This window comes from Paenibacillus sp. F4 (assembly GCF_002894905.1).
GTDB classification, from domain to species: Bacteria; Bacillota; Bacilli; order Paenibacillales; family Paenibacillaceae; genus Paenibacillus; species Paenibacillus polymyxa_B.
Window position 1 is genome coordinate 122,044 of the sequence record NZ_POVS01000009.1, and the last position, 26,283, is coordinate 148,326.

The following is a 26,283-nucleotide window of genomic DNA, read 5'->3' on the forward strand; positions in this document are numbered from 1 at the left end:
TTAAGAACGAACGACTGCTTTCTCAGAGCTTTCGGACTTTTCGTCCAACCACCATGTAAAGCCTTGCTCCTCTAACAATTGATCTGAAGCTTCTGGACCGTAAGAGCCTGCTGCATACGTGTGAAGTGAAACCTCACCACGAGCAAAAGCTTCCAGTACAGGTTGAACCCACACCCATGAAAGCTCAACTTCGTTCCAATGAGCAAAAAAGGTGGAATCGCCGCGTAGCGCATCAAAGATGAGGCGCTCATAGGCTTCTGGTACATCCTTGGCCTCGGAATGATAATTCATCAGAACCGTCTCCAGTTGACCATTGTTCAGCGGGTCTCTACTGTTCAGACGCAGCGTTACCTTTTCATCCGGGTTAACATGGATGATCAGCAAGTTCGGGTCAGTCGGTTGCCCTTGAGCGGCATAAGGATCTGTGCTGTCCTTTTTGAATTCCACGACGATACGAGTAGATTTTTCTTTCATACGTTTGCCGGTACGAATATAGAACGGCACACCCGACCATTGTTCGTTGTCAATCCATAGGCGAGCTGAAATGAAAGTGTCATTTTGCGAATCAGGTCCGATATCCGGCTCTTCTTTATAGGAAGGAACTGCTTTTCCGTTGATCTCACCGTTGGTATATTGGCCTCTAACCACGTTGGAAGCAATATCGGAAGGATCAAGCGCACGAAGCGCGTCCATCACCTTGCTTTTTTCGTTACGCACCTGGTCAGCCGTGACATGTCCCGGCTTGTTCATAGCCGTCATCATCAACACCTGCAGCATGTGATTTTGTACCATATCACGAATAGCGCCGGAGTGATCGTAGTATCCCGCTCGCTCCTCCACCCCTACAGTCTCGGAAGCGGTAATTTGCACATTGGCGATGTATTGATTGTTCCATATTCCTTGGAGCAATGGATTAGCAAATTTTAAGGCTTCCAGGTTTTGCACCATGGGTTTACCTAAGTAATGGTCAATACGATAAATCTCATCCTCAGCAAATGTTCTGCTTAGGCGATCATTCAACTCACGTGCGGATTCCAAATCATGTCCAAATGGTTTTTCGATAATGAGCCGTTTCCAACCCTTTGTTTCAGCTAAACCACTCTCCCGAATATTGAGGGCAATCACATCAAAAAATTCCGGTGCCACCGATAAGTAAAACATGCGGTTCCCCGGAATTCCCAAGTCATTTTCACGTTGCTCAGCAAGCTGTAGCAGCTTTTTATAATCTTCCGGGTGGTTGACGTTCAATGCGCTGTAACGGAAAGCACTTAAGAACTGATCCATCTGTGCACGGTCATCATTCACGTGTCTGGAAAAATCCTTAATGGATTGCTCTACATTACTTTGAAATTGCTCGTCCGCCACTTCACGACGCCCCATCCCAATTACAGAAAAGGAAGCCGGAATTTTACCTTCTACAAACAAATTATACAAGGCAGGGTAAATTTTGCGTTTAGCCAAATCCCCTGTCGCTCCAAATAAGACAAATGTCATTGAATCCATGAAATATTCCTTCTTCCCATTATAAAGATGAGGTTATTAAAAGTTACCTGAGGAATTAACGTAACCCATAATACACCCAAAATAAGGGGCAAGTCAATCAAATTTTAGCGAAATCGTGAACATTCGATATATCCTGTAATGATAACGTTTTCTGTGGTATGATTGACGAAAGGAAAGAGAAAAAACTGTTAAATATGTCACAGTTGATACAAAGCGTTATAGTTACTATTGGTATACAGAGTTACTTTTAGTATACTGTTTAAAACAACAATGAAATTGAGGGGATTCAGATGAGCGACGACAGGCAGCCTAAGCTTTTGTGCGGTAAGGTGGAACAGTCCTTTCAGATCATCAGCAAAAAATGGACCGCTCTCATCATTCATACTTTGATGGAACATCCCAAACGATTTAGTGAAATTCACGTCTCCATACCTGATCTTAGCAAACGCATGCTGAACGAACGCATCAAGGAACTAGAGCTTTCCGGCCTGATCCTTCGCAATGTCATCACAGAGCGGCCTGTGCGTACTGAGTATTCGCTGACACGCAAGGGTAAAGAGCTAGGTGATGCATTGAATGGTGTGGAGAGCTGGGCCGAGAGATGGCTTTAACCGCTAACAGGAGGTCATCACACAGGGTCTCCTGTTATTGTGTTACCCCATGTGGATCATAATACAAACTATAGTACGAAAATAATGGGACAACCGCTTAGCAGCTCATGATTTCAGAATGAGCCAAGGAAGGATGAAAACGATGGCATTTGGCATTACCCGGCAGGAACTTATGGCCTGGAAAAGAGAAGTCAGTCGTGGTGAAATTGCTTTTCTGACACATTACTGGCTGGATGATCGCTTTCCAGGCATTACAACCGTCACCAAGGTGGGATGTTCTAATTTGGACAAGCTGCGTTTATGGTGCAACCATAACGGATTGGACCCCCAATATATTCATCAGCGTCAGCCCTATCCGCATTTTGATCTTATCGGCAACAAACAGACGGAAATTTTACGTAAGTACGGCATGAGCGATCAATTAAAACGTTTCGAACTTCAACTCCCAACGAGTACACGCCCATCGTTCTAAACCGCAGCTCTCAGAGCTGCGGTACTTTTGTTTTCATACCAGTTAATACCTTGTGTATCCAAATAGCTGACATAGCTCCTTCTCCCATCGCCACAGTCGCTTGCTCGGCATGAGCACCTAAGTCCCCGGCTACCCATACATTTTCCACATTTGTCATTTTGCTGCGAGGATGAGTTTCAATATGCTTATTATGCAGCAGATGTACACCCAGTTGCTCTGCTAGCTCTGAATGAACATGATTGCTGCCAAAGGCTAAAAAGCCCCGCTCTGCTCGAACCACTTGTCCATCAGCCAGCCGCACTCCTTCAAAACAGCCCGGTTCTCCGGTTATAATCTCAGAAATGGCTGCTTCCTTATAGCCAATCCCTTTTTCCCGCAGCTTCACAATCAGCTCGTCCGGCACCTCTGAACGCTCATGATTGACATAAACAAGTTGATCGGTGCGCGCTGATAAAGTCAGAGCCATGGAAGCTCCTGCTTTGCCTGCCCCCATAACGACCGTGCTGCGATCCTGAACCTCATAACCGTCACAATCCGGGCATACATATACACTGTTGCCCAAGCAGGCTTGTAACCCATCCAGCTTTGGAAAACGGTCCGTTAGCCCTGTCGCCAACAGCAGCGTTTTTGACGAATACACGGATCCACCTTCCACTTGAATGTCAAAAAGCTCATCTCTTTTGGCGGCTTTTACCGCCTTCCCTTCAACAAATTCAGTACCTAGTTTCGTGGCTTCACTACGTCCAAGCCGGCGCAGCTCTTCACCAGAAATTCCGTCAGGAAAGCCCAAAATATTATGATACTGGTGGCACAGCGTAGATCGACCATAGCCCGAATCTATCACTAGAACCCGATGACTGCTGTATCTCCCCAATTGAATCGCTGCTTGCAATCCGGCAATTCCCCCACCAACAATAATGCAATCATAGTTCATCACTTTTCCTCCTTTGAATAGGTGCTACCCTAGACATCTGCATAAAACCGCAATAACACCTATGTAAACTTCTCATCCAATTTTAAACATAATATCACCCACTAACGGATGAATTAACCCCAGTGTCCGTATATATCAAAAGCTTACATACCTTAAAAATGGAATGACAAAAAGCACTGTGGATACCCACAGTGCTCTAATCAGGCTGAACCTGAAACGTCATTTTATCGTAAAAATTATTTAAATGTTTTTACGCGTTCCTCAACAGGCTGGAATTCTTTTTCACCTGGTTGGAATGTCGGTTTACCAAATGGCATTTCAGCAATCAGTTTCCAATGCTCAGGAATGTTCCATTCGTTTTTCACTTTTTCATCAATTAATGGGTTGTAATGCTGAAGGGATGCCCCCAGTCCTTCTTGCTCCAGAGCTGTCCATACAACCAATTGCAGCATACCATTAGATTGGTTGGACCAGATCGGGAAATTGTCCGCATAGGCTTCAAATTGTTGTTGCAGACCAGCCACCACGTTATTGTCTTCAAAGAACAAGACTGTTCCGTATCCGCTGCGGAAGCCGTTCATTTTCTCGGCAGTAGACTTGAATTGCTCCTCATTGCCTACAACCTCACGCAAAATATCTTCTGTAATATTCCATAGTTTGTCATGATGCTCTCCAAGCAGCACTACAGCACGTGAAGTTTGGGAGTTGAAAGAGGTAGGTGTGTACTTAACAGCTTCCTCTACAATCTCTTGAATCCGTTGGTCAGAAATGACTTGTTCTTTGCTAATACCATAATAGGAGCGTCTGTCTTTCAGAGCTGTGAAGAAGTCTTTAGCCATTTTGTTACCTCCTGAGAAAAATTAATTACTTTTCGTTACTTAATATACATTACACATATCTTAAAGTCAAGAGATTTCTTTTTAAATATTACCAGTTAGTTGATGATTATACGCCACTATTGTATTTTTTCTCACTGGAAGAGGTGTGCTTGGTTGCATCCTTGTCTCTCTCTTCCTGTCTTTCCATCTTCAAATCCTCTACAGGAATGGCGTCTACCGTCTGCTCGATCTCAAAACGGTCGAACAAGCTTTCCTGCTCTGTCGGATACTGCTCTGCATGATCTCGATTGATCGACTGTTTCTGATGTTTAGACTCCGTTCTTCCTTTCCCCTTCTGTCCTTTCTGCTCATTCTGATCGTGCAGGTTATCTTCAAATGGGGTCATTTGGCTTCCCTCCCTATCGGATTGGTGTCCACAGTATACTTTTACCTTTCACATCGGGGATTAAACGCAAAAAAGAGAAAATCTCCGCAAAGATTTTCTCTACTCATGTACTTATAGATGGTTGATTGGATTATTCCGAGCTGGATTGACCTGTACACTCATGAAAAAGATGAGGTTCCAGCTTCTCTCCCGTTACGAGCTTCTGCACCAGTTGAGTCCCCGAGTCGGGGGTCATTTGACCATACCAGTCCCCTTGAGGATATACGATTACAACCGCAGCATCATGACAACGCCCATTACAGCGAGTTCTAGTCGTGTGAATATATGCTTCTGCATTTTGTTTACGAATTTCATCCCGAATTGCCTGTGTAACTTCTTCACCCTCATGTCGCATACATGTGCCTCCATTGCAGATCAACACATGATGCTTCATCGGTTCTAATTCAAAAATAGCCATAGCTTCCCCTTTAATCAACAGTTGTTGGTTTTAAATCAATGTTTATCTGGATAAAGAACAAGCTGTGCTTCCATCTGATCAGCCTCAATCGTCAGCACGATAAATGAATATTCGTCTTCGCCGCGTTTGTCCGTCGGAGACCCCGGATTAAGGACAAGCTGACCGTCAATCGTTTTGACCACCGGAATATGCGAATGTCCATAAATCAGACAATCCAGCGTCTCTCCCTTAAACGTATTCAATGCGATATTTTCTGTCGTTCCTCGCCAGCCGTGACCGTGAACCATACCGATCCGCTTGCCTTGGGCTTCAACGATTCGCTGATAGCCTAAACGCTCTACGATGTCCATTCCATCATTGTTTCCGGCAATGCCTTGCACAGGCGCAAATTCAGCTAGACGTTCATATACAAACCAATCCGTCCAATCTCCGGCATGAAGAATGAGGTCACTGCCTTTTAACTCCTGTACAAGCCGACTAGGTAACGTTTTGCTTCTATGCGGCATATGAGTGTCTGAAAGTACGATGATTTTCATATCAATTTCTCCTTACCAGCGTCTTTACATAGATGAACTTTGTTGCCCCAGGCGCTGCTGAAGTGCCTGCTCCAGATCTCGCAGCGTAACAGTCTCGAAAAACGCCTGTATTTTCTGCTCTGCCACGGTATATAAACCATCCAACAATGCGTCTATGTTCCTACCTACCTCACAATTATGATTGCTATCGGTATGGATGGCGAACAACGGACCTTCATCCTTGGTCGCCTCATAGATCATTTTCAGATTGATGTTTGAACTGGACATGCTTAGACGAAAGCCGCGTGCTCCAGGCGACGAATCAACCAAACCCGCTTGCTTGAGTCGGCTCATAATCCTTCTCACAACTACCGGGTTTGTGTTGATGCTGGAAGCAATAAGTGACGATGTCATTCGCTCCGGTGCCCCTTCAGCCAGAAGAAGCAGACAATGGATACTAACGGAAAAATGGGTACTCATGTTAACCACCTTTATGTGTGTGCCTCATTAAATGTTTGGTAAAATGCATGTTTCCATCATACCACAATAGAGGCACCAACACAGTGCTTACTGCACCTTACTCCGGAAAATAGTCATTTTCAGGACGTACTCGCACTTTTAATTGGCGTACACTATATTCCAACTGCTTAACGATATCCTCCAGTTGACGACGGTCAAGTCCATTAAGGTCGGCGGCAGGCTTAGGTGCATTTTTCAAATCACGTATGGTTGCCTGCTGCTCCTGCCACTTGTCCATCAGGTCGGCTATATTCGCATAAAAGCGTTCGTAATCCTTGATCACTTCATCCAGAAAGGCATCCACCTCGTCCGGATCATAGCCGCGCATTTTATTCTTAAACTGTTTCTCATGAATGGAGAGCGCGTCCAGCTGAATGCCCAGTTGCTTAAACAACTGCTTTTGCTTATCCAGACGACGCTTCATATGTTCATCCATCGGTTATTCCCTCCTTAACACACTATTCTTTTTATATCACATTCTAGGCTGGGAATAAAAGTCTCTGCTGATTGCCCGGCCCTAGGAACGGGTATAAAAGAGCATACGTGTCACTTATACAGACCACGAAGGGGAGAGATGATCATGAACCACTTGAACGATTCGCAGCTTGCAGAGCTGAAACATATGTTGTTGGAGCAGAAAAAGGATTTAGAAAAGCATTTTGAACAAAACGGTCAGGAAAACACTCCATTGGGAGAAACTCTGACAGATTCCACAGGTGAGCTCTCGTCCTATGATAACCACCCCGCAGATATAGGGACAGAAACCTTTGAACGGTCCCGTGATCTGGCGATTAATGATTCGCTGCAAGACGAGCTGGAGCAAGTCAATGCAGCCCTTCAACGGATGAAGGATGGGACGTACGGAATATGTGTGGAAAGCGGGGAAGAAATTCCTTTCGAACGGTTGCAAGCCATTCCATATACAGCCTATACCGTCGAGCACACGCCAACTCGAGAATTATCGAATGACCGCCCGGTAGAGGAACAGGTCATGACTCCACCACCCAAAGGTGCGGGTGAGGTTCGCCAACGAAATGCAGGACGATTTGACGATGCGGGCGCATGGGACGCCGTAGAAAAATACGGTACATCGAACTCGCCTGCAACTGCCGCCAAGCGTGATGTCACCGATTATGATGAAAATATGTAATGCTATACGCTTATGTATTCGTTCATCTAAAAAAGCAGCTTGTCCTTTGGACAGGCTGCTTTTTTATGCCTTACGGGAATACGGTGATCCCGTTTATCCAATTTCTATCCGTTTTCGACTGCGAGCTGACTCAATACAAGCGTCGATCACCTTCATATTGCTCACCGCATCTTCTGGCTCATACGGCAACGGGACACCATCAAGCACCGCTTTAGCAAAAGCATCCGCTTGCAGTTCAAAGGAATTAAAACCTTTCAGACGTTCCTCACGCGTAACCGAACCGACGTGGACGAAAATTTGCGGTACCACAGACGTTCTTTCCCAACCGAACATTTTGGGCATTGCAATCGTACCCTTGCTACCGAGAATTTCCATGTTGGAACGGTTGGCTGCCCACATGCCACAATCGAAAGTAAGGTTGACTCCACCCGGAAATTCCAGCAAGCCGGAAGCCATCATATCGACGTTGTCATGCTCCGGGGAAAATAAGGCATGTACCGTCACTGCCTCCGGCTCCCGGTCCAAATACATACGAGCGGCTGATATCGGATAGACGCCCACATCATATAGCGAGCCGCCGCCCATGTTTTTATTAAAGCGCACATTATCTGCCTGATCGGTATTGTTAAACGTAAACGTGCAATGGATGCCGCGAATGTCACCAATTTCCCCACTATTGATAATTTCCTTAATTCTTCGATGTTTGGGATGATAGCGATACATAAAAGCCTCTGCAAAGATCACTCCTGCACGTTGACATGCTTCAATCATGCGGCTTGTCCCAGCCGAGCTAAGAGAAGATGGTTTTTCACACAAAACGTGCTTCCCAGCGTCCGCTGCCCGAATGGTCCACTCTTCATGCAGATGGTTTGGCAACGGAATGTACACCGCTCCGATTTCGGGATCAGCCAACAGTTCATCATAGCTTCCATAACTTTTTGGAATATCGAACTCCCGGGCGGCCTCAGCGGCTTTATCCGCATTACGACTAGCAATCCCAAGCACTTCTCCGCGTTCAGATTGCTGAATCGCAGGAATTACAGCGATTTGGGCGATCTCCGCAGTGCCTAAAATTCCCCATTTCAGCTTTCTACCCATCATTCTCATCCTTTCGTGGTTAGGAATAGTTGTCTTGTTCCGCTTTATGCAGCATACCTAAGCAACGGTCCAAATCAGCTTTGACCTGCTTCTTGTACAATCGTGCTTTCTCCTCCCCATCATCTGTAAAGTGATAGAGTACAATCTCCTGAAAATCCACGCGCGGGTCTGTTCCTTTCAATCGCTTGGTACGGTAAAAAACGCCTTCCTGTACCAGCTCATGCAGCGCCCGGTAAACCTCGCTCTGAGGCGGAACATATCCAAAGCCACTAAACTCATCCTTCATCGATTCGAGCATCTGATATCCATAACCGCGATGCCTCTCCACCATTGTGATCAGATAAATTTTGATAAAAGCCCGCTGGGATATCATAAACGCCATTTCACAGCCTCCTCCACACCTTATTCGTGCACCTTATCTTCCATTATAAACCACTCTGCGTCCATACACTATTTCCTTTGATGAGATAAGAGTTTATGAGAACTCTCCATCCCTTGTGACCTGTTTTAAGATGGTGAGAGATATAGAATGAGGCGATATAGAGTAGTGTGCGAAGCGCTGAGAAATGATTTTATTGTTTTTGTTATTATGAATTTTTCATATGTTGAAATAATGTAACTAAAGCTAAAAAAATAGAGTTACAGATTACGAAGACTGGATTAATTGTTTTAAGGCCTCCGTATCGTTACTTGTCAAAATAGGAATATATTCTGTTATTTTTTGGATGTCCCAGTCCCACCATTTCAGGGTTTGGAGCATAGCTATAGTTTCCTCATCAAACCGATAACGAATTAACTTCGCGGGATTTCCTCCTACAATGGAATATGGCAGAACATCTTTAGTCACCACGGCATTTGACGCAATGATCGCGCCATCACCAATTTGAACTCCGGGCATAATGGTAGCATTGTAACCAATCCAAACATCATTTCCAACCACAGTGTCCCCTTTGTAGCCCCCACTTAAATTGGGTAAACCAACTTCCCAATCTCCGCCAAACGCTCCAAAAGGAAAAGTGGTAAACGCATTTGTATTATGATTAGCGCCATTCATAATAAATTTGGCTTTGGAAGCAATCGCGCAAAACTTACCAATCTTTAATTTGTCCCCTATAAAATCAAAATGATAAAGGACATTTTTCTCAAAATCCAAAGGGTTATCATCATCGTCATAATAGGTATAATCCCCGATTTCGATATATGGATTAACCACTACATTGTTCAAAAAACACAGACTTCTAATATTTTTCATCGGAAAAACGCTTCTTGTATCTGGACCACTCATTTTGCGACCCTCCCATATGGATGTTCCTTCACCTTACTAGTAAAGGAACATCCAGTCTATCAGTATGTATACTATTAAACAAATGTAGATAGAAAAGTATCCCTTGGCCTTATTTCTTGGCTTTGGGATACTCATGTGAACATATGTGATTGGGTTATCAAATCAGGCTTGCTTTTGTAAGGCTGGCGGACCTCCAGTCGGGCGAGGACGAACCCGAAGCCCCACGATCCATTTGCCCAGAGGCAAACGTGCCAGCAGCCATGTTCCGGCAACGGAAAAGATCATACAGAGAACGAATGAAGCCAGCGTACGAAGAACGTGACTCCAGTCTGCAAACAACCTCTCGTCAAAATAATAGGTCACACGTAGCATAAAGGCATGCATGAGATACGCTCCATAGGACAACGTTCCAATGGCCGTCAGCATACTCGCCGCACGTCCCCCCTTATGAGCAATCCACGTCGCTACCCGATAAGCTACAAAAATAGACGCAACGCAATATACAGCCATGACCGGACGCAGCAGAGACAAATAGTTAAAGGAAAGAACTGAACCTCGCGGCGTCTGGAACTGACCGATCATCTCATACAGTAAGTAGCCTGTAATTACGATAAACAACGGCCAGTATATCATCTGTGCTTTGGTTACCCAAGCATTCCAACGCTTGACGTTCATCCCGGCTGCCGCTCCTAGCACAAAATAAAAGAAAAAATAGATCACATTCCGGTCAGCATACAGGGTAAACCAAGAGGTAATGACCGGAAGCTGGAGCTTATCCATCGCTTGGTATACGGGTCCAACGGCGAACATGAGCAAAATATATAGCACGCCGAATCCAGCCAATGCAGCGGGTCGCCATTTTGACGGCAGTAACGCAGACAAACGGCGAACGGCATAACGAAACACGGGAAATAACACATAACATTGAATAATCATAACGATGTACCATAGATGATAGCTGCTTTTCCCGTTCAACAACTTCTGGAAAAAATCCAGCGGGTGAATATATCCACCACTTTGGGCAAGCTGATTTCCCAATTCGTATAAAAGAGACCATATGATATAAGGAACGATAATGTCCATGAATCTTTTACGTAAAAACGTTCCGTATTTTAAGGCTCCATCATAATTGTAAAATAGCACCATTCCAGTGATAAATACAAACACAGGAACTGCAAATTTGGAACACAGCAGTAAAAGTGTCATCAATACCCCGTCCTGGATGCGCGCCCCCTGCGCAACCGCATAGTGTGCGACGGAATGCTGAAGAACAACGGCCGCAAAAGCCAGCCCTCTCAGCAAAGCGACTTCGGAAATTCTCTCTTTTTGACTCATGTCACTCTCCTGTTACATCTAGCAATTTATAAATCCAGGATTTTTGCAAAATCCTCAATCTATTATAACGACAATTCTGTAAAAATATATAGAAGGATAAACGTGCCAACGGCATGCAAAGCATCATTTATCTCAGTTTTATTCGTTGAGTAACATATGTAAAAGCAGCAGTCCTCCCTCTCGGGGAGAGTGCTGCTGCTGTAGAAACAACCTATATACAAAGGAGATAGGAAAGCCTGCTGTACATCACTTTCTTAACTAGCCGTGAGGTGTTTACAGGTTCCTTCTAGTATCTGTGTACACATCTGTACGCGGCGTGTCTGCCACCGTATCATCATATGTTCTATAACGATCCGCATTCAGCGAACGGTTGGTGCGGAAAATATCATAAACATCCCTGTGATGGTCAGCGGAATCCACCAGCACTAAAATCTTGCCCTGATCGACGTATGTCTCGTATTGACGTGCATCATCCTCTGGAATGCCCAGCCCAACCAGTCCACCGACCAAGCCACCTGCTCCCGCTCCGACAGCTGCTCCGGTAAGAGTAGCCGCGATAGGTCCAGCGGCAAGGATAGGTCCGATACCCGGAATAGCCAAGGCCCCGATGCCTGCCAGCAAGCCAGCGACACCGCCTACAACTCCACCTGTAGCCGCACCTGTCGCTACACCCTCCGGTGCTTTGGTGCCTGTCTCTTCACTAATCGTCCTCAGCTCGTCACGGTCACGGGTGATCACAGAAATCTCACTGCTTGGAATTCCTTTGCTCTGCAATTGTCCAATCGCACGAGACGCTTCCTGTTCTGTATCAAAAACACCGACAATTTTCTTTTCATTATAATCGTTTAAGTTATTAGCCATGATAGTTACCTCCCAATATTTTAGTGTCGAGTGGTTCGTTTTTCATTACCCCGCTATTATGACGTTTAAACGATTTTACAAAAATTCAAAAAGTCGATTAGCATAAAACAGCTTCTATTTAACGCTTTGGCTTTGCTCTGTTGGTCGCCACAGCTTCCAGTGGATCATCTGGCCAATAATGCTTGGGATATCTGCCTTTCAGGTCCTTTTTGACTTCATAATAAGCCTCGCTCCAGAAGCTGGACAAGTCGGACGTCACTTGGACAGGTCGCTGGGCAGGTGACAGTAAATGCAATACAATGGGTACGCGTCCGCGTCCAATACGAGGCGTATCCCTCATACCGAACAACTCTTGTAGTCGTACGGCCAGCGCTGGTGCCTCAGGATTCGAATAATCGACAGGAATGCGGGAACCGCTGGGTACGCGGATATGCGTCGGCGCTTCCTGATCAAGTTGCTGCCGCTGTTCCCAATCCAGCCTGTCAAGCAGCAATGCAGCACTATCCAGCCGTTGCAAATCGGATACATTTTTGGCTCCTAGAGCAAAAGGCAACAGCCACGATTCCAGTGAATCCAGCAATGCCGATTCCGTGCAGTCGGGCCAGTCCTCAGGCGCCGAGAAGTGCATAAAAATCAAACGAGCCTGCAACTGGAGGGTTTGCCGATTCCATGACAGCAGCTTGAGCCCGCGTTCACGGACACCCTGCATCAAGGCGGTAGCAACCTCCTCTGCCGGAGGTCGCTCATAGGACGTTTCCTTTAAGACGAGTGAGCCCAGCCGCAGTACCTTGCGGGCTCTCACTGCTGAGACGGAGCTATCCCAGTATACGTTGGCTTGTTCCAGCAACAAATCGCTGCAATGCTGGATCAGCTCTTGCAGTTCAACTGGTGCAGCCAGCTGAATGGCGCCATCTGCTCCCTCGTCGTCCACTTCGGCGGCGACAAGATAGGTCGAACGCGACATCCACTCCACTTGTCGGAGTCGCGCGCCCCGACCGCCGCTAAGCAAAAAGCGGCCGTCCCCTCGGCCCTGCGCGATCCGATCCGGATACGCAAAGGCCAACAGCAGCCCGCAAGCCGCGGAGCCGTCAGGCTCGTCCTGCGCTGCGGCTGCTGTCNNGCGGCTGCTGTCGGCAGCGAGGCTAGCAGCTGCCGGCTCTCCTGCACGATACGGCGAATCACCGTATCGTCTGCTGCCCGCAGCAGGCTGTGCGTGCTGCGGGCATGGGTCGCCTCGCGCAGGGCATCCAGCCGCGGGCGCAAATCCGTTCCGCCATGGACGCGGAACGGGTCACGCTCTTGCAGCAGCGCAGCCAGACGGCTGGCAGTTGGTGCCAGGCCGAGGGCCGCTGCGCGCAACAGCATGTGCCCGAGGCGCGGGTGCGTGCCCAAGGCGGACACCTCGCGCCCATGCGCGGTGATGCCGCCTGTAGTGCCATCGGCTGCTTCATCTAGGCAGCCGAGCTGGCGCAGCAGACCTGTGGCCTGGCGGTACGCGGCCTCAGGCGGGGCATCCAACCAGGCCAGCTCGGCGGGCTCGCGTACGCCCCAGGCCGCCAACTCCAGCGCGAGCGGGGCCAGATCCGCCGCCGCGATTTCCGGGCGGCTGGCATCGGGGAGCGCGGCTTGCTCCTGCGCGCTCCACAGCCGGTAGCATACGCCCGGCTGGAGGCGGCCCGCCCGTCCGCGCCGCTGATCGGCGGAGGCCTTGGACACCTTGACGGTGGTCAAACGGCTCATACCGGTCCGCGCGGAAAATACAGACTCCCGCGACAGTCCGCTGTCGATCACCACCGTAATCCCGGCTATGGTCAAGCTAGACTCGGCAATCGAGGTGGCCAATACCACTTTTCGACTGCCCGAAGCCGACGGGCGTATTGCCTCATCCTGCTGCTCCAGCTTCATGCTCCCGTACAGCGGAATTACCTTGACATGTGCTGGTAAATGCTTTGAAGCCAATTCTCGTTCCGTTCTGTGAATTTCTCTAGCCCCTGGTAAAAACACCAGCAGATCGCCATCATGAGCATGAAGTGCCTTTTCTACCGTCTCAGCCGTAAAGGACTCTAATGAGGTTGACGAAGGTTTGGACATATGAAAGGTTTCTACCGGAAATACAGTGCCTGGACATTCCAGCAATGGCGCATCCCCTAATAGTCTGCATACAGGCTCTGCCTCCAGGGTGGCAGACATGATCAATATCTTCAAATCCGGTCGCAGCAACGCCTGGCTTTGCAGGGCAAGTGCCAATCCCAAATCTGCAGGCAGGCTACGTTCATGAAACTCATCAAAAATAATCAGGCCGACTCCCTCCAACGCCTGATCATGTTGCAACATCCGGGTCAGTACGCCCTCCGTAACCACTTCAATCCGCGTGTATGGCCCTACTTTTGTATCCATACGAACCCGGTAACCCACGGTCTTCCCGGTGGGCTCTCCGAGCGCTTTTGCCATTTGCGCTGCTGCTGCACGCGCTGCCAAACGCCTCGGCTCCAGCATAATCATCTTTTGCCCTGCCAGCCACGGCTCATGCAGTAGCTCCAGAGGTGTTACCGTCGTTTTCCCCGCTCCCGGCTGGGCAATCAGTACCGCCGCCGACTGGGATTGCAGTGTATGTTTAAGCTCGGGGATCACTTGTATAATAGGCAGTTGTTTATCTGTCAATGAAATCTCTCCAATGATACGCTTGATGCGTAGAATCTAAGTTTTAATTCCTTTATTATTGTGAATTTTTCATTACCTGTAATTATTGAATACTGAATAAAAAATGTTAAGCTGCACTCTGGGACTTCTCTTTGATCTGTAGTGCATAATTCTTCTAAATCTATTATACAGATATTTAAATTTCCCGTCTGGCCATCGCGGCTATGTAAGTTTCCTGTGTTAGCTCCTGTACCTGTCGGGATGCACTCGCGGTAAGTTCGTTTTATAATATGGTTGATATGGATTGCTGAAGGACGGAATATAGAATCGAGGTCACTTTCGTATGGAATTACAGGCCCAACCCATCAGAGGGCGATTTGCCCCAACACCATCGGGATGGATACACTTAGGAAACGCTCGTACTGCCTTATTATCCTGGCTGCACGTTCGTTCCCTGGACGGAACCTATATTTTGCGCATGGAAGATATTGATATGACGCGAGCTCGCAGCCAGTTGGCGCAAGGGATTATGGGAGACTTGCGCTGGATCGGGCTGAATTGGGACGAAGGACCCGACGTAGGCGGTCCCTACGGTTCCTACACTCAAAGCCAACGGCTGGAACGCTACCAGTCTGCATTGGAGAAACTACAGAGGCAAGATTTACTGTATCCTTGTTTTTGCAGTCGGGCCGACATTCTGGCCGCCGCCCATGCTCCACATGGACTGTCTGGTGAAGGGCCTGCGTATTCGGGGGCATGTCGTAACCTTAGCTCTCAAGATGTCGTAGCCAAAGCACAACATAAACTCCCTTCACTTCGCTTTAAAGTGCCGCAACATCCAGATGCCGTTATTTCGTTTCATGATCAGGTAGCAGGTCATGTGGCCTTTGGTGCGGCTGAGGGGGGCGATTTTATCGTCAAACGAGCCGACGGCATGTTTTCCTATCAGCTGGCTGTCGTTGTCGATGATGCGGATATGCATATGACCGACGTACTACGCGGGTATGATCTTCTCGATTCGACTCCCCGTCAGCTATTGCTGTACCAAGCTTTGGGGTTGCAGCCGCCACGTTTCGCACACGTTCCCCTTGTCCTAGGCCCTGATGGGCGAAGGCTGGCCAAACGACATGGTGGCGTAGCACTCCGAGCTATGCGCCGACAAGGTGTCACACCGGAAGCAGTCATTGGCTGGCTCGCCTATTTTTCCGGGCTGCTGGATTCACCTGAGCCTGTGAAGGCTGTGGATTTAATCGATGACTTTCATTTGGACAAACTGCCCAAAGAACCTGTCATCCTGACGAAACAATGCCTCACGAGATTATCTGCACTGCAACGGTAATGAGGTAAAGCACTGAGATTAAAGTGTACGGGCAGGGGCATCCGCCCTTTGCTCCTCTCGCTTCTATTCCTCCAATCGCTTACGCATAGCGGACTCATATTCATAAAATACAGACGACGTATTCAGCCCTCTTTCCTCCAGCAGCATACGGAGACGTAGTGATTTTTCAGTCAGCCTGCGACTGATCCGCTGTTGCTCTCCTGCCTCATGACAAGCGTGAAGCAAATCACGTAGCTGGACACATTCCTTTTGTAACTGAAGTTCTTCCGGTAAAATGCCTGCATTCTTCAACAGCTTGTACGACATCCGCAGCTCCTCTGGAACATGTGACAGATCCTCGATCACCAGTGGCTTGCCCTCTCCCGGTAAATGATCAAATTCACCTTTAGCCATCGCCTCGGCAATCTTCTGCTCTGCCATTCTGGAGAACATCCCCATCGCCCCTTTCCATTCCTTGTATTAAACATCCTATGTACAATCTATATTAAAGAAACCTGGAGTCCTTTGCCACTGTAGCTTACATATCATTAGGATATCCTGTTTCCATAAAAGAGAGAGGGGTTATTCTTCGATCCCAAGCAATTGACATACTTGTACTCGATATTTTTTGGCCTTACGTGTTCCATGAATGAGATTAGACAAGCGGCTAGCAGGAATATGATAGGTATCACAAAATGTTCTCTGATCCATTTGCCTCTCGACTAGCTTTTCTTTGATTTTCCAGCCAAAAGGGGTTACAGGATTTCGTTTGTTCAACAACGTTACCACCTCTTCATAGTATAGGATTTAGGATTTAGAATTTTGATTGGGGTTTGGAGATTGGAGATTGGAGTTCGTCTTCTTCATTCAAAAGCGCGTCATGCACACACTTTAGCTAAGATTTCATTTTGCAGGTTTGGTATTGATTCAATAGTTCATCCAGTTTCATGGATTGTTCAATCACTTTGGGATGCGTTAAAAATCCGTATTTCTTCTGGACTTGGTACAGTCTTTTTCTGGCCCGTTCGACACGAAGTAAAGTCACACCTGGATTCATCAGCATGATTCCCCCTTCTGTGATATCCTAATACAAAACGTAAACTTTTGGATTTTTTGATAATTTACTCGACAAAAAAAGTGCTTCTGGAGCATTCCAGAGGCACTTTTTGACGTTTTATGTTTATTTAAAATCCCAACAGACTCCCACAAGCTGAACTTAAAATCCAAATATATTTTATTTATTCAGCTTGGAATCAACACTGAGAAATGATTGATTACTTCTAATAATAAAATAATCTTTCTTTTCGCCCTTCTCTAACTAAACTCTCATACTTTGTACACAGTCTAAAGTCTGCAAATTGTTTGAACTGCTCAAATAATCTTATACAGCTAATGAAAAAGGCTTCTTTGTTAATGACTAATGATTTAGATAAAACGTCTAGTAAATTTTTAAATCCATATGAATAATTACCTTTATTTAAGTAGTATTTAGCCAGTTCATATTTAAAACGCGTTAATTGTTCTGGAACCACTTGATGAGTGTACATATCAGCAGATGGTTGCTGTTGGGTGATCGAATCTATCTCCGCTTCGAACTGCTTAAGTACTTCATCCACATCAACTTGATATCGGTTAGCCGCCATCATAATATTTAATAGTTTTGTAACCATTACTTTTTCAGAAGCATCTGACGATGCAGCAATATATTCAACATAATTGTTTAGTACACTTATATCTCCAGATAATAGTTTATAGGTGTAGATATTACCTTCTGCCCAATCTTGAAATAGTTTCATCCAATGCAGAGTTTCCTCGTCCGTCTCTTTGACCCAATCTAAATTAGCGTAGGCGTATGTATATTCTAATGCCTGCTCATAATCTCCTTTGGCCTCATATACACTGGCACACAGTAAATCAGAATAGGTAATGTACACAAACAATGGACGGCTCAGCCTCTTTTCAATTTCCGCAGGCTTTCGTTTTTTCTGCTGATGCTCTAATGTATATTGGATTTCCGCTTTATCTCTCATTTTTCGAGCGGTCACATCAAGCCGATCCCATAAACGCAAAGAACGATACACATTCGCCAAATCTTTTAGCGCATCAAGTTGGTCTATTTCATCCAGACGTTCCACGAAGGGTTCAAATAGCGTTGCTGCCTTGAGATTACGGCTTTGGTCGTCTCCAACTTGAATCGAGAATATACGATATTGGCAGGTGGCCAAGCGTTCAGAATGCTGATATTTCTCCACTTCTGCGACATTCTCATAGAGAGGCAGCGCAGCAGCATGTCGTCCCTGTTCAAATAATGCTTCTGCAACATCAAATAGCCTAGTCGCATACAGCGGATTATCCATGATATGTCCAACCATTCGACGAATTGCATCCAGCTTGTCCAGCTCCGCACAACGATACAATAATGGCTCGATTCGCCTAAAATTCGGAGAAAGGTCAATGATGTAATTTTCTATGTATAGATCGTAAAAATAGCCTTCTGGCAAATCCATAGCCGCAGTAATTCGGTCTAGCTGCTGTACGGAAACAGGACGATGCTGACTAAGCGTTCTTTGATGAACCCCTGAATATTGGGCAAATTGACTCAACGTCATATCATTTTGTTTTAGATAATCCTCAAACTCCGCTGAAATCGTAGGTGTATGCTTCAAGTCATAACCACCCTTCACATAAAAATTCCATTATTTTAAAAATCACCCTTTATTCTTCTCCATAATTAACCATCTGTCAATATATTATGCAACTAATGTTTATAACGAAAATTCAGCATAACTTACACACAAGGGAAGATTGTGAAAACGAATAGCAAAAGTAAAATTGGATTGCCGAAATAAAAGGTTTCACAGAGTTGACATGACTATTTCATTTCTCCATATTCTTACTATTAGTAAATGATATAGAGTTCCCAGGTAGAAACTCTGTTGAACCTTTTAATCAAATGAAAAATTCCCCGATTTTGATGTAATCAAGGGATACATAGGTTCATTTCTCTCGCTTTGATAATGCCATATTGATTATTTCTCCACTCACAATTCCTGTCAGAATTGCATAGATTCCCATAGCACTCATCTGATATCCCAAAGCGTAAAATACCCCTATAACTATTGCGTAGTTCAATAGAATCGTTGCATAACGCTTTAGAAACTTACTAATGGAAATCCTCATAAGCAACTCCCACCTTATTTTATACTTCAACATAGTAAATGTTAGTTCATTATTGTATAAAAGTAAGGGGCAATTTGTCGAATAATCCGTTAAAAAGAAATTTGCACCTATTCACTGCTGGGCAGGCCACGAAACAAGACTTCTTTTTTCATATCATTCACGCACTCACATGGAGTGCGACAGCGAAAATGCAGTAATTCATACCCTAATGATATCAGTTCCACACATTCTCGCAAAAAACGATGCCAAAAAGGCTTGGATCAACCATTGCCCTTTTCTGAAGGCAACCGATTCAATTGTTTTTCGACATTTTTCGAGGTGCGAAGGACCCGGGATTTTTATGTGAGCTTCACATTCGCACCTTACAGAATCAGCGGACTTTCCATATCGTAAGCTTCTTTGGCCCCTATATGATCCACTTTCTTTTTGTAGTTATCTTCTAAGTTGTAGAAGCGCAAGCTGTCTTCTGTTTTGTCTATCAACTCTTCGAGTTCGTACTTTAAATGTCGAATTGGGTAAAATCCGAAATACATTCACATAGGGATAAATAATCCTATCCTGTTTCATTGTGCCATGCCTTCATTACGATTTTTCCTTGTAACATCGTTCATCATGGCAGCCTCGTTTTCTTTTTTTGTAAAATCTTTTATTTAATCATTTTTCTTATTAATCAATGTAAGGATAAAACGGCCGGCATATACTTCTCGAAGTTCTTCCATCACATCCAATGCCAATGAGGCTCACTCTGAACAACCTCTATGCAGAAAACCTACATAAGCATTCAAGCCCACAGCTTCCAGTGCCCATTTCATATCGTTGGACAGCAGTGTATAGGCAAAAGATAATAGGGCATTCACATTATCTAACGGCGGGCGTTTATGGTGTCCATGGAAGTGAAAATCATCTTGTACTGAACCGTCGCCGTCCCTTCCAAACCGCACAGCCTGATACACTTTTGGATTTCGGTTTGGGGATAGCAGGCCGCAATCGTCTTCGTCAGTGTATTCTTTTTCTGATCTTATCGTCCATCTGTTTTCGTTTGGTTGTTTACATTGTCTTTATACAAATATACCATCACCCTAATTTATGAAATCAAACAAGCGGATCAAGGCTGGATGTCTTAACCTGCTTGTTTGGTTTTCTTATGTCACCTTCTTATGACAAGCACGCAATCAATACAGATTGGCTGCAGACTCAGGAGTAAAGGCTAGAATGTCCTCTGTCCGTCCCTCCCGGATTTTCTTCGCCCATGCCGGATCACCCAGGAGCGCGCGTCCGACAGCTACCAGATCAAACTCACAGTTATCCAGCCGCTTCAGCAGCTCCTTCTGTCCTTGGTTGTCTGCCTTCTCTCCATCTGCGGGATCATTGTCCATGCCTACGGAGCCAACAGTAATCGTTGTCTTCCCGGTGAGCTTCCTCACCCATCCGGCAAGACTAAGCTCCGAACCTGCAAATTCCGGTTCCCAGAATCGGCGCGTCGAGATATGAAAAATGTCTACGCCCGCTTGTACCAGCACAGTCAGGAATTGCTCCAGCTGCTCCGGCGTATCTACCAGCTTCGCCGTATAATCTGCCATTTTCCACTGGGACAGGCGCATGGAGATCGGATAATCCGGGCCGACGGCAGCGCGGACTGCCTGGACAATCTCGGCTGCAAACCGGGTACGCTTCAGGAAATCGCCGCCATAGCGGTCCGTCCGTTGATTGGTTTTCTCCCAGAAGAATTGGTCGATCAGTAAGCCGTGACCGCCCGACAGCTCAATTCCGTCGAAGCCAACCTGCTGTGAATTTACTGCCGCATCGACAAAGGATTGGATGACCTTGGCAATTTCTTCTTCCGTCATCGGCTCGCTTACTTTGTTCCCCTGCATATCCAGTCCCGAAGGCCCAATCGACGGAGCGTCCGGGTAAGGCTGGGAACCCACGGGGCGAATCATCCCCATATGCGATAACTGCGGGAATATGACCCCTCCAGCCTCATGGACCTGTCTGACCACTTCCCTCCAGCCGTTCAAAGCGGCTTCGCCAAAGATACTAGGAAGTCCGGGCTCACTTGTTGCAGCCGGATGGTCAATCATGCCTACGGTGATGACGAGCCCTACCCCGTTCTCTGCGCGGCGTCGGTAATAGGCGGCAGTATCCTCACCCGGCACTCCTTCCGGTGCAAAAGCACGCGCCATCGGCGACATTACAATCCGGTTAGGTATAGTTAATTGATGAACCGTATGAGGTTCAAATAAGGCCTCCAGTGAATGAGTTTGCTGCTGCTCTTTAGTCAAGAATTACGCCTCCTATAGTTTCAATAATTATTTTCATAGTGGATATGAGTGCAATAGTATCAAGCTCCTGTTCCCGCTTCAACCAACAATCCGACTAATTTGTTGCTTAAGCAAGAAGTGAAAAAAACTGTCGTATTGGGAGATAATAATTGTTGTCTATTCAACACATGTTTATAATAAGAGATTAGTATCTTTACTGAAAGGAGTGTTCAAAGGATGGCTGGTGTACTTCCTCCCAATCCAAACGACCCGCGCGTCATTCGGACACGTCAATTAATTCTGGATGCTTTCATTCAGCAGTTGAACATCATGGACTTCAACTCGATAACTATCGGTGACATCACCAAGGCAGCCACGATTAACCGGGCGACCTTCTATGCACATTTCCCGGATAAATATGCGCTGTTCGAAGCCTTTTTGCTGGACGCATTTACGAATATGGTAGTCTGTAAAGTCGATACGAAAGGACCTTTGACGAAGAAGACGCTTCTGGAGCTTATTGTGGCATTATGTAATTACCATGAAACAAGCCACCACTGCTTCAAGAAATACGATTCAGTGGCCCTCTTGCTTGAAGAAAATATCAAGCTGCATCTTGAGAAACTCACCCTTCAGCTGATCTCTGGAGCAGACGTCGCTGCGGACTCGAAGTCGCTCGCAACCGCAGCAACCCTGTTAAGCTGGTCTTTATACGGTGTTACCTACCGCTGGAATCTGGAGGGAAGAACAGAGCCCCCCTCCGAGCTGGCTGTGCGGGTAATGCCGCTGATCACCGACGGGTTCCACATGTTCAATTAATGCAAAATGGCATGCGGATTAACTACCAAAAGGTAGTTAATCCGCCTCTAGATCGTTTTTTAATTTGATCCCATTGATCGTCGCGTATTTCGTATCGTCTTTTCATATCTCAATTTACCATCATTTAACTATGATTTATAGTTTGAATACACGCCCTAGAAAAATACCTTTATGTTTTCGAAAATCATAAAGGTATTTGTAAAATATTTTATGAAAACGTTCGGCAAAAGTTGAGTTATTAACCCTGTTCATCATACCGGCTGCATTACCTGCATAAACCTTCCCATCCGTTCCAGCGCCTTCTCCAAATCGACGAGCGAGGCTGCATATGAGCAGCGAATAAAGCCCTCTCCGCCTGATCCGAATACATGTCCCGGTACGACCGCCACCTTCGCTTCCTTCAGCATACGAAGTGCAAACTGCTCAGATGACATGCCACTAGAAGTAATTGAAGGGAAGGCATAGAAAGCCCCTTCAGGCTCATGACAAGCAAGCCCGATTGCATTCAAGCCGGCCACAAACAGCTTGCGACGTTCATTGTAGCTCGCCATCATCTCATCCTTGGCAGCCAAGCCATGACGCAATGATTCCAGCGCGGCAATCTGTGCAATGGTGGGCGCACACATGGCTGTGTACTGATGGATTTTTAGCATGCCGGCAATCAGCTCATACGGACCGCACGCATAGCCTACCCGCCAGCCTGTCATCGCAAATGCTTTGGAAAAACCGCTGATGACAATCGTACGCTCCTTCATGCCCGGCAAAGAGGCGATACTGACATGCTTTCTCCCGTAAGTCAGTTCGGCATACACTTCATCCGAAATGACGACCAGATTATGTTTGATAATGAGCTCTGTAATCGGTAGCCAATCCTGCTTCGTCATAACTGTTCCAGTCGGATTACAGGGATAATTGATCATTAAAACCTTTGAATGAGGTGTAATTGCCACTTGCAACGCTTGCGGGGTCAGCTTGAATTGCTCCTCTGCCGTAGCCGCCACCCCTACAATTTTACCGCCATGCAGATGGGTAATGGGTTCATAGGCAATATAGCTTGGTGCTGGAATCAGCACCTCGTCACCCGGATCGATCACTGCTCGCAGCGCCAGGTCGACGGCTTCACTGCTCCCCACCGTCACAATCATTTCCTGCTCAGGATCATAGGAAAGCGCGAAGCTGCCGGAAAAATAAGCAGAGATCTCCTCCCGTAGCTCCATCAAGCCAGCATTCGAAGTATATTTCGTCTGCCCTTCACGCAATGCCTGAATACAAGCTTCACGTACCTTTTCCGGTGTAACGAAATCAGGCTCTCCGACCCCAAGGGCGATTGTACCTCCGCCTGCTGCATTCAGATCAAAAAAAGCGCGAATTCCCGATGGGCAAATATCCCGTACACGCGAGGATACAAACCGCCCTGTCCCCTTTTCACTAAACATATTACGCCATCCCCCATTCCTGTTTCCGCTCATGGAGCGAGCTGGAAATAATATGGTCCAGTAGCTGTGTAAAGGTTATACCCGCAGCTGCCGCACTCTTCGGAAGCAGGCTGTTGGCGGTCATTCCCGGTAATGTGTTCACTTCCAGCACGTAAGGTCTATCCTGACACAAAATCATATCGATCCTTGCATAGACCTTGCATTGCAGCAGCCGGTAGCTGGCCAGTGCCGCCTCGCGCACACGCTGCTCAATAACGGGGGGAAACTCGATCACCTTCTCCTCAGCACCGCCGACCTCATATTTTGCTTTGTAGTCGAACCACTTCGAACGAGCGGAGCTAATGCTAATAATCGGTAATACCTCGCCATCTACGATGGAGCAGGTAATCTCCGTCCCTTCATAATAGGACTCAATCAAGATCGCTTGATCCAAGCTGCAAGCCCCCTGAACAGCCGACAGCAGTTCCTTCTCATTTTGTACAAGCTGGATGCCGATGCTGGATCCCCCCGTATTCGGCTTCACAATAACCGGGTAGCCCAAACGCTCCACCACCTGCGGATCATAATCGTCCATCCCCTGCCAGTAAAGGCCTGAAGGCGTATGCACACCCGCTGCCTTCAACAGCATCTTGGACAATTGCTTATTCATGCATAAGCTGCTTGCCAGGACACCGCTGCCTGTGTAGGGAATGCCCAGCGTCTCCAGCGCTCCCTGCACCGTGCCGTCCTCGCCATACTGACCATGTAGTGCCAACAGCGCGATATCAATGCCTGCCTGCTGGACCTGCGCGATTAAATCCGCTCGCTGCTCGATCAGCATTGGAACCACTTCATAACGGCTGCGATCCAAATGATTGATCATCTCTTGACCTGTCTGCAGAGAAATCTCACGCTCAGAGGAAATACCGCCCATAATAACGCCAATTTTCATCATGACACCTCATTTTTCTTCAAAATCTTTATATGGCTACGGATATTCATCCGATCGCTAGTACTTCTTCAGAACAATATTCCGTCTCTATAGCTCTTTTTTAACTATTATGCTTCAAGAAAGTTAAGCGTCTGTTTCCCGATTATTTGAATACCCCGTTCGATATTTTCATCTGTTACTCGTGAAAACCCAAGCCGCAATGTATTCGTCCCTTCGCCTTCTTGAATAAAAAACTTGTCTCCCGGAGTGAAAATGACGCCCTGTTCTGTGCAAGCTTCTAGCAGCTGGCGTGTATTTACGCCTGTCGGGAAGGTAAGGAACAAATGCAAGCCCCCGTCACCAGACACCTGCGCCTCAGGAAGATGTGCTTCACAGCATGTCTTTGTCAGCTCATATTTGCGCTTATACTCTGTACGTGCTTTTTTTACATGTTTATCGAAATTTCCGTTAAGCATATATTGGTATAAAATCGATTGATCGATTGTTGAGGTATGAATGGTGCGCGCACGCTTAATGCTTTCCAGAGTGTCAATCAGTGCTCGGTCTCCAAGCACCCAGCCTACTCGCAAGCCGGGGAACAGCACCTTGGAGAAGCTGCCAATATAGATTACTCCGTTCCCTTGCCCTGCTGTTGCTATTAAGGGCGCAACATGCGCTCCCGAGTAGCGAAGCTCCTCATTGAATCCATCCTCGATCACCGGAATCTGATAGCGCATCATTAATTTCATAACAGCGCTGCGCTTTGCTGGCGACATGACGATGCCTGTCGGATTATGATAGGAAGGAGTTAAATAAGCCAAATCGAAGCTATTGTTCTGCAGTACCTCCTCTAGCCGCTCCACATCAATACCGTCACACTCCATCGGAATGCCGGTAATCTCAAATCCTTGCAACTTCAAATTTTTGATCGCTGTGTGATGGGTCGGATTTTCACAAATTGCCGCTCCGCGGCGTGCAGAAGGGCGTAAAGCCGACAGCACAATGTCAAAGCCTTCTGTAAAACCGCCTGTAATCAGCATATCCTTGCCAATTATATCGACGCCCTTGTTCTCCATATAATGCATCAGGTAATCAATCAGCGGCTTGTAGCCCTTGGCATAGCCGTAGTTGAGCAGCACCTGCCCTTCGATTGCCATCCGATCCATAAAAGCTCGCCTTACATCCCCCAGATCAAACAGCTGCTCATCTGGAGCGATGCTTGTGAACGAGATAGTTCCCTTTTGGGCACGAATGCCCTGCTTCATCATATCCAGGTCAACAGCTGATACAGCATACTCGTTCATTCTTGCCTTCCAGTCGATCTCCCAAGTGGCAGAGCCGTCAGATCCTCCGTTATCTAGGGCCGACTGGCCCACCATGGCGGCCACATAACTACCCTTTCCGGGAATTGCATACGTAAATCCATCATCCTCCAAGCCTTCATAGGCTGCAATGACTGTATTGCGGCTCACCTTAAGCAGAACGCTCATTTCTCGTGTGGAAGGTAGCTTCTGATCCGCCTGAAGCGCCCCTTTTATAATTAAACGATTGACGTATTCTTTTACTTGTATCGAGACCGGGCGGTCACTTACGAGCTTGAAATCCTGGAACATCCTTCATCGCCTCCCCCTATAATGATGGCATACAAGACGAGTGAAAAAAAAGAACCACCGCACTGGATTTTTCATCCTTCGGTGGTTCTTCCGTATTTTATCTCCTGTACTCCCTCGTATTCTTGCCTCATTCCCTCGCATC

The 26,283-nt window shown here is 46.7% G+C and carries 28 protein-coding genes and 1 pseudogene; 5 read left to right on the plus strand and 24 right to left on the minus strand.

Going from position 1 to position 26,283, the window contains the following annotated elements; translation table 11 throughout:
* On the minus strand, window positions 1-1,503 hold the full coding sequence (zwf, locus tag C1T21_RS07465) for a glucose-6-phosphate dehydrogenase (RefSeq protein ID WP_103047807.1): 1,503 nt from the start codon (window positions 1,501-1,503) through the stop codon (window positions 1-3).
* A gap of 290 nt (window positions 1,504-1,793) precedes the next feature.
* Here zwf and C1T21_RS07470 point away from each other — a divergent pair, with 290 nt between their 5' ends.
* Both C1T21_RS07470 and C1T21_RS07475 read left to right on the plus strand, forming a co-directional pair.
* Window positions 1,794-2,114 (plus strand): winged helix-turn-helix transcriptional regulator, encoded by a 321-nt coding sequence (locus tag C1T21_RS07470; protein WP_007430161.1) that lies wholly within the window; start codon window positions 1,794-1,796, stop codon window positions 2,112-2,114.
* Between the two features lie 142 nt (window positions 2,115-2,256).
* Window positions 2,257-2,586, plus strand: a complete 330-nt coding sequence (locus tag C1T21_RS07475) for a hypothetical protein (protein ID WP_103047808.1) — start codon at window positions 2,257-2,259, stop codon at window positions 2,584-2,586.
* Between the two features lie 10 nt (window positions 2,587-2,596).
* Here the strand turns inward: C1T21_RS07475 and C1T21_RS07480 are convergent, their stop codons facing one another.
* The 7 genes from C1T21_RS07480 to C1T21_RS07510 form a co-directional block, all read right to left on the minus strand.
* Window positions 2,597-3,520, minus strand: a complete 924-nt coding sequence (locus C1T21_RS07480) for an NAD(P)/FAD-dependent oxidoreductase (RefSeq protein ID WP_103047809.1) — start codon at window positions 3,518-3,520, stop codon at window positions 2,597-2,599.
* 236 nt (window positions 3,521-3,756) lie between these two features.
* Window positions 3,757-4,359: a nitroreductase family protein gene (locus C1T21_RS07485; RefSeq protein WP_025722870.1), complete on the minus strand. Its 603-nt coding sequence runs from the start codon at window positions 4,357-4,359 to the stop codon at window positions 3,757-3,759.
* A gap of 106 nt (window positions 4,360-4,465) precedes the next feature.
* Window positions 4,466-4,744, minus strand: coding sequence for a hypothetical protein (locus C1T21_RS07490; protein ID WP_103047810.1), 279 nt, complete (start codon window positions 4,742-4,744; stop codon window positions 4,466-4,468).
* A gap of 130 nt (window positions 4,745-4,874) precedes the next feature.
* On the minus strand, window positions 4,875-5,201 hold the full coding sequence (locus tag C1T21_RS07495) for a (2Fe-2S) ferredoxin domain-containing protein (RefSeq protein ID WP_061830316.1): 327 nt from the start codon (window positions 5,199-5,201) through the stop codon (window positions 4,875-4,877).
* A 35-nt stretch (window positions 5,202-5,236) separates the two neighbouring features.
* Window positions 5,237-5,737 carry a metallophosphoesterase family protein gene (locus C1T21_RS07500; protein WP_103047811.1) on the minus strand — a complete coding sequence of 167 codons (501 nt, stop codon included), beginning with the start codon at window positions 5,735-5,737 and terminating at the stop codon, window positions 5,237-5,239.
* A gap of 24 nt (window positions 5,738-5,761) precedes the next feature.
* Window positions 5,762-6,196 (minus strand): Rrf2 family transcriptional regulator, encoded by a 435-nt coding sequence (locus C1T21_RS07505; protein ID WP_103047812.1) that lies wholly within the window; start codon window positions 6,194-6,196, stop codon window positions 5,762-5,764.
* Window positions 6,197-6,293: 97 nt separating this feature from the next.
* Window positions 6,294-6,671 carry a DivIVA domain-containing protein gene (locus tag C1T21_RS07510; protein WP_023988297.1) on the minus strand — a complete coding sequence of 126 codons (378 nt, stop codon included), beginning with the start codon at window positions 6,669-6,671 and terminating at the stop codon, window positions 6,294-6,296.
* A gap of 144 nt (window positions 6,672-6,815) precedes the next feature.
* On the opposite strand from C1T21_RS07510, the gene C1T21_RS07515 reads away from it, so the two are divergent.
* On the plus strand, window positions 6,816-7,385 hold the full coding sequence (locus C1T21_RS07515) for a TraR/DksA C4-type zinc finger protein (protein WP_103047813.1): 570 nt from the start codon (window positions 6,816-6,818) through the stop codon (window positions 7,383-7,385).
* Window positions 7,386-7,478: 93 nt separating this feature from the next.
* On the opposite strand, the gene C1T21_RS07520 is transcribed toward C1T21_RS07515, so the two are convergent.
* From C1T21_RS07520 to hrpB, 7 genes are all read right to left on the minus strand, one after another.
* Window positions 7,479-8,483 carry a Gfo/Idh/MocA family protein gene (locus C1T21_RS07520; protein WP_103047814.1) on the minus strand — a complete coding sequence of 335 codons (1,005 nt, stop codon included), beginning with the start codon at window positions 8,481-8,483 and terminating at the stop codon, window positions 7,479-7,481.
* A 19-nt stretch (window positions 8,484-8,502) separates the two neighbouring features.
* Window positions 8,503-8,865, minus strand: coding sequence for a replication termination protein (locus tag C1T21_RS07525; RefSeq protein ID WP_013310011.1), 363 nt, complete (start codon window positions 8,863-8,865; stop codon window positions 8,503-8,505).
* A 264-nt stretch (window positions 8,866-9,129) separates the two neighbouring features.
* The gene (locus C1T21_RS07530; protein ID WP_103047815.1) at window positions 9,130-9,768 is read right to left on the minus strand and encodes a CatB-related O-acetyltransferase; all 639 of its coding nucleotides are present in this window, start codon (window positions 9,766-9,768) and stop codon (window positions 9,130-9,132) included.
* Between the two features lie 162 nt (window positions 9,769-9,930).
* The gene (locus tag C1T21_RS07535) at window positions 9,931-11,103 is read right to left on the minus strand and encodes an acyltransferase (protein WP_103047816.1); all 1,173 of its coding nucleotides are present in this window, start codon (window positions 11,101-11,103) and stop codon (window positions 9,931-9,933) included.
* A 273-nt stretch (window positions 11,104-11,376) separates the two neighbouring features.
* Window positions 11,377-11,964: a general stress protein gene (locus C1T21_RS07540; protein ID WP_103047817.1), complete on the minus strand. Its 588-nt coding sequence runs from the start codon at window positions 11,962-11,964 to the stop codon at window positions 11,377-11,379.
* Between the two features lie 118 nt (window positions 11,965-12,082).
* Window positions 12,083-12,928 carry an ATP-dependent helicase C-terminal domain-containing protein gene (locus tag C1T21_RS27825; RefSeq protein WP_258012391.1) on the minus strand — a complete coding sequence of 282 codons (846 nt, stop codon included), beginning with the start codon at window positions 12,926-12,928 and terminating at the stop codon, window positions 12,083-12,085.
* Window positions 12,832-14,595, minus strand: a complete 1,764-nt coding sequence (gene hrpB / locus C1T21_RS07545) for an ATP-dependent helicase HrpB (protein WP_483874463.1) — start codon at window positions 14,593-14,595, stop codon at window positions 12,832-12,834. Before hrpB ends, C1T21_RS27825 begins: the two co-directional genes overlap by 97 nt.
* A gap of 352 nt (window positions 14,596-14,947) precedes the next feature.
* On the opposite strand from hrpB, the gene gluQRS reads away from it, so the two are divergent.
* Window positions 14,948-15,943 carry a tRNA glutamyl-Q(34) synthetase GluQRS gene (gene gluQRS, locus C1T21_RS07550; RefSeq protein WP_103047818.1) on the plus strand — a complete coding sequence of 332 codons (996 nt, stop codon included), beginning with the start codon at window positions 14,948-14,950 and terminating at the stop codon, window positions 15,941-15,943.
* Window positions 15,944-16,006: 63 nt separating this feature from the next.
* Here the strand turns inward: gluQRS and C1T21_RS07555 are convergent, their stop codons facing one another.
* From C1T21_RS07555 to C1T21_RS07590, 6 genes and pseudogenes are all read right to left on the minus strand, one after another.
* Window positions 16,007-16,381 (minus strand): DnaJ family domain-containing protein, encoded by a 375-nt coding sequence (locus tag C1T21_RS07555; protein WP_076264218.1) that lies wholly within the window; start codon window positions 16,379-16,381, stop codon window positions 16,007-16,009.
* 123 nt (window positions 16,382-16,504) lie between these two features.
* Window positions 16,505-16,699, minus strand: coding sequence for a Rha family transcriptional regulator (locus C1T21_RS07560; RefSeq protein WP_053326560.1), 195 nt, complete (start codon window positions 16,697-16,699; stop codon window positions 16,505-16,507).
* 118 nt (window positions 16,700-16,817) lie between these two features.
* On the minus strand, window positions 16,818-16,985 hold the full coding sequence (locus tag C1T21_RS07565) for an aspartyl-phosphate phosphatase Spo0E family protein (protein WP_019687040.1): 168 nt from the start codon (window positions 16,983-16,985) through the stop codon (window positions 16,818-16,820).
* Between the two features lie 217 nt (window positions 16,986-17,202).
* Window positions 17,203-18,588: a helix-turn-helix domain-containing protein gene (locus tag C1T21_RS07570; protein ID WP_103047819.1), complete on the minus strand. Its 1,386-nt coding sequence runs from the start codon at window positions 18,586-18,588 to the stop codon at window positions 17,203-17,205.
* A 1,164-nt stretch (window positions 18,589-19,752) separates the two neighbouring features.
* Window positions 19,753-20,055: pseudogene (cas1, locus tag C1T21_RS07585) on the minus strand (CRISPR-associated endonuclease Cas1).
* 219 nt (window positions 20,056-20,274) lie between these two features.
* Window positions 20,275-21,384, minus strand: a complete 1,110-nt coding sequence (locus C1T21_RS07590) for an NADH:flavin oxidoreductase (protein ID WP_103047821.1) — start codon at window positions 21,382-21,384, stop codon at window positions 20,275-20,277.
* 216 nt (window positions 21,385-21,600) lie between these two features.
* Here C1T21_RS07590 and C1T21_RS07595 point away from each other — a divergent pair, with 216 nt between their 5' ends.
* Complete coding sequence (locus C1T21_RS07595) at window positions 21,601-22,182, plus strand: TetR/AcrR family transcriptional regulator (RefSeq protein ID WP_103047822.1); 582 nt, start codon at window positions 21,601-21,603, stop codon at window positions 22,180-22,182.
* 251 nt (window positions 22,183-22,433) lie between these two features.
* On the opposite strand, the gene C1T21_RS07600 is transcribed toward C1T21_RS07595, so the two are convergent.
* From C1T21_RS07600 to C1T21_RS07610, 3 genes are all read right to left on the minus strand, one after another.
* Window positions 22,434-23,618, minus strand: a complete 1,185-nt coding sequence (locus C1T21_RS07600) for an aminotransferase class I/II-fold pyridoxal phosphate-dependent enzyme (RefSeq protein WP_103047823.1) — start codon at window positions 23,616-23,618, stop codon at window positions 22,434-22,436.
* 1 nt (window position 23,619) lies between these two features.
* Window positions 23,620-24,549 (minus strand): D-alanine--D-alanine ligase, encoded by a 930-nt coding sequence (locus C1T21_RS07605; RefSeq protein WP_103047824.1) that lies wholly within the window; start codon window positions 24,547-24,549, stop codon window positions 23,620-23,622.
* 107 nt (window positions 24,550-24,656) lie between these two features.
* Complete coding sequence (locus tag C1T21_RS07610) at window positions 24,657-26,141, minus strand: aminotransferase-like domain-containing protein (RefSeq protein ID WP_103047825.1); 1,485 nt, start codon at window positions 26,139-26,141, stop codon at window positions 24,657-24,659.
* Window positions 26,142-26,283 lie beyond the last annotated feature (142 nt).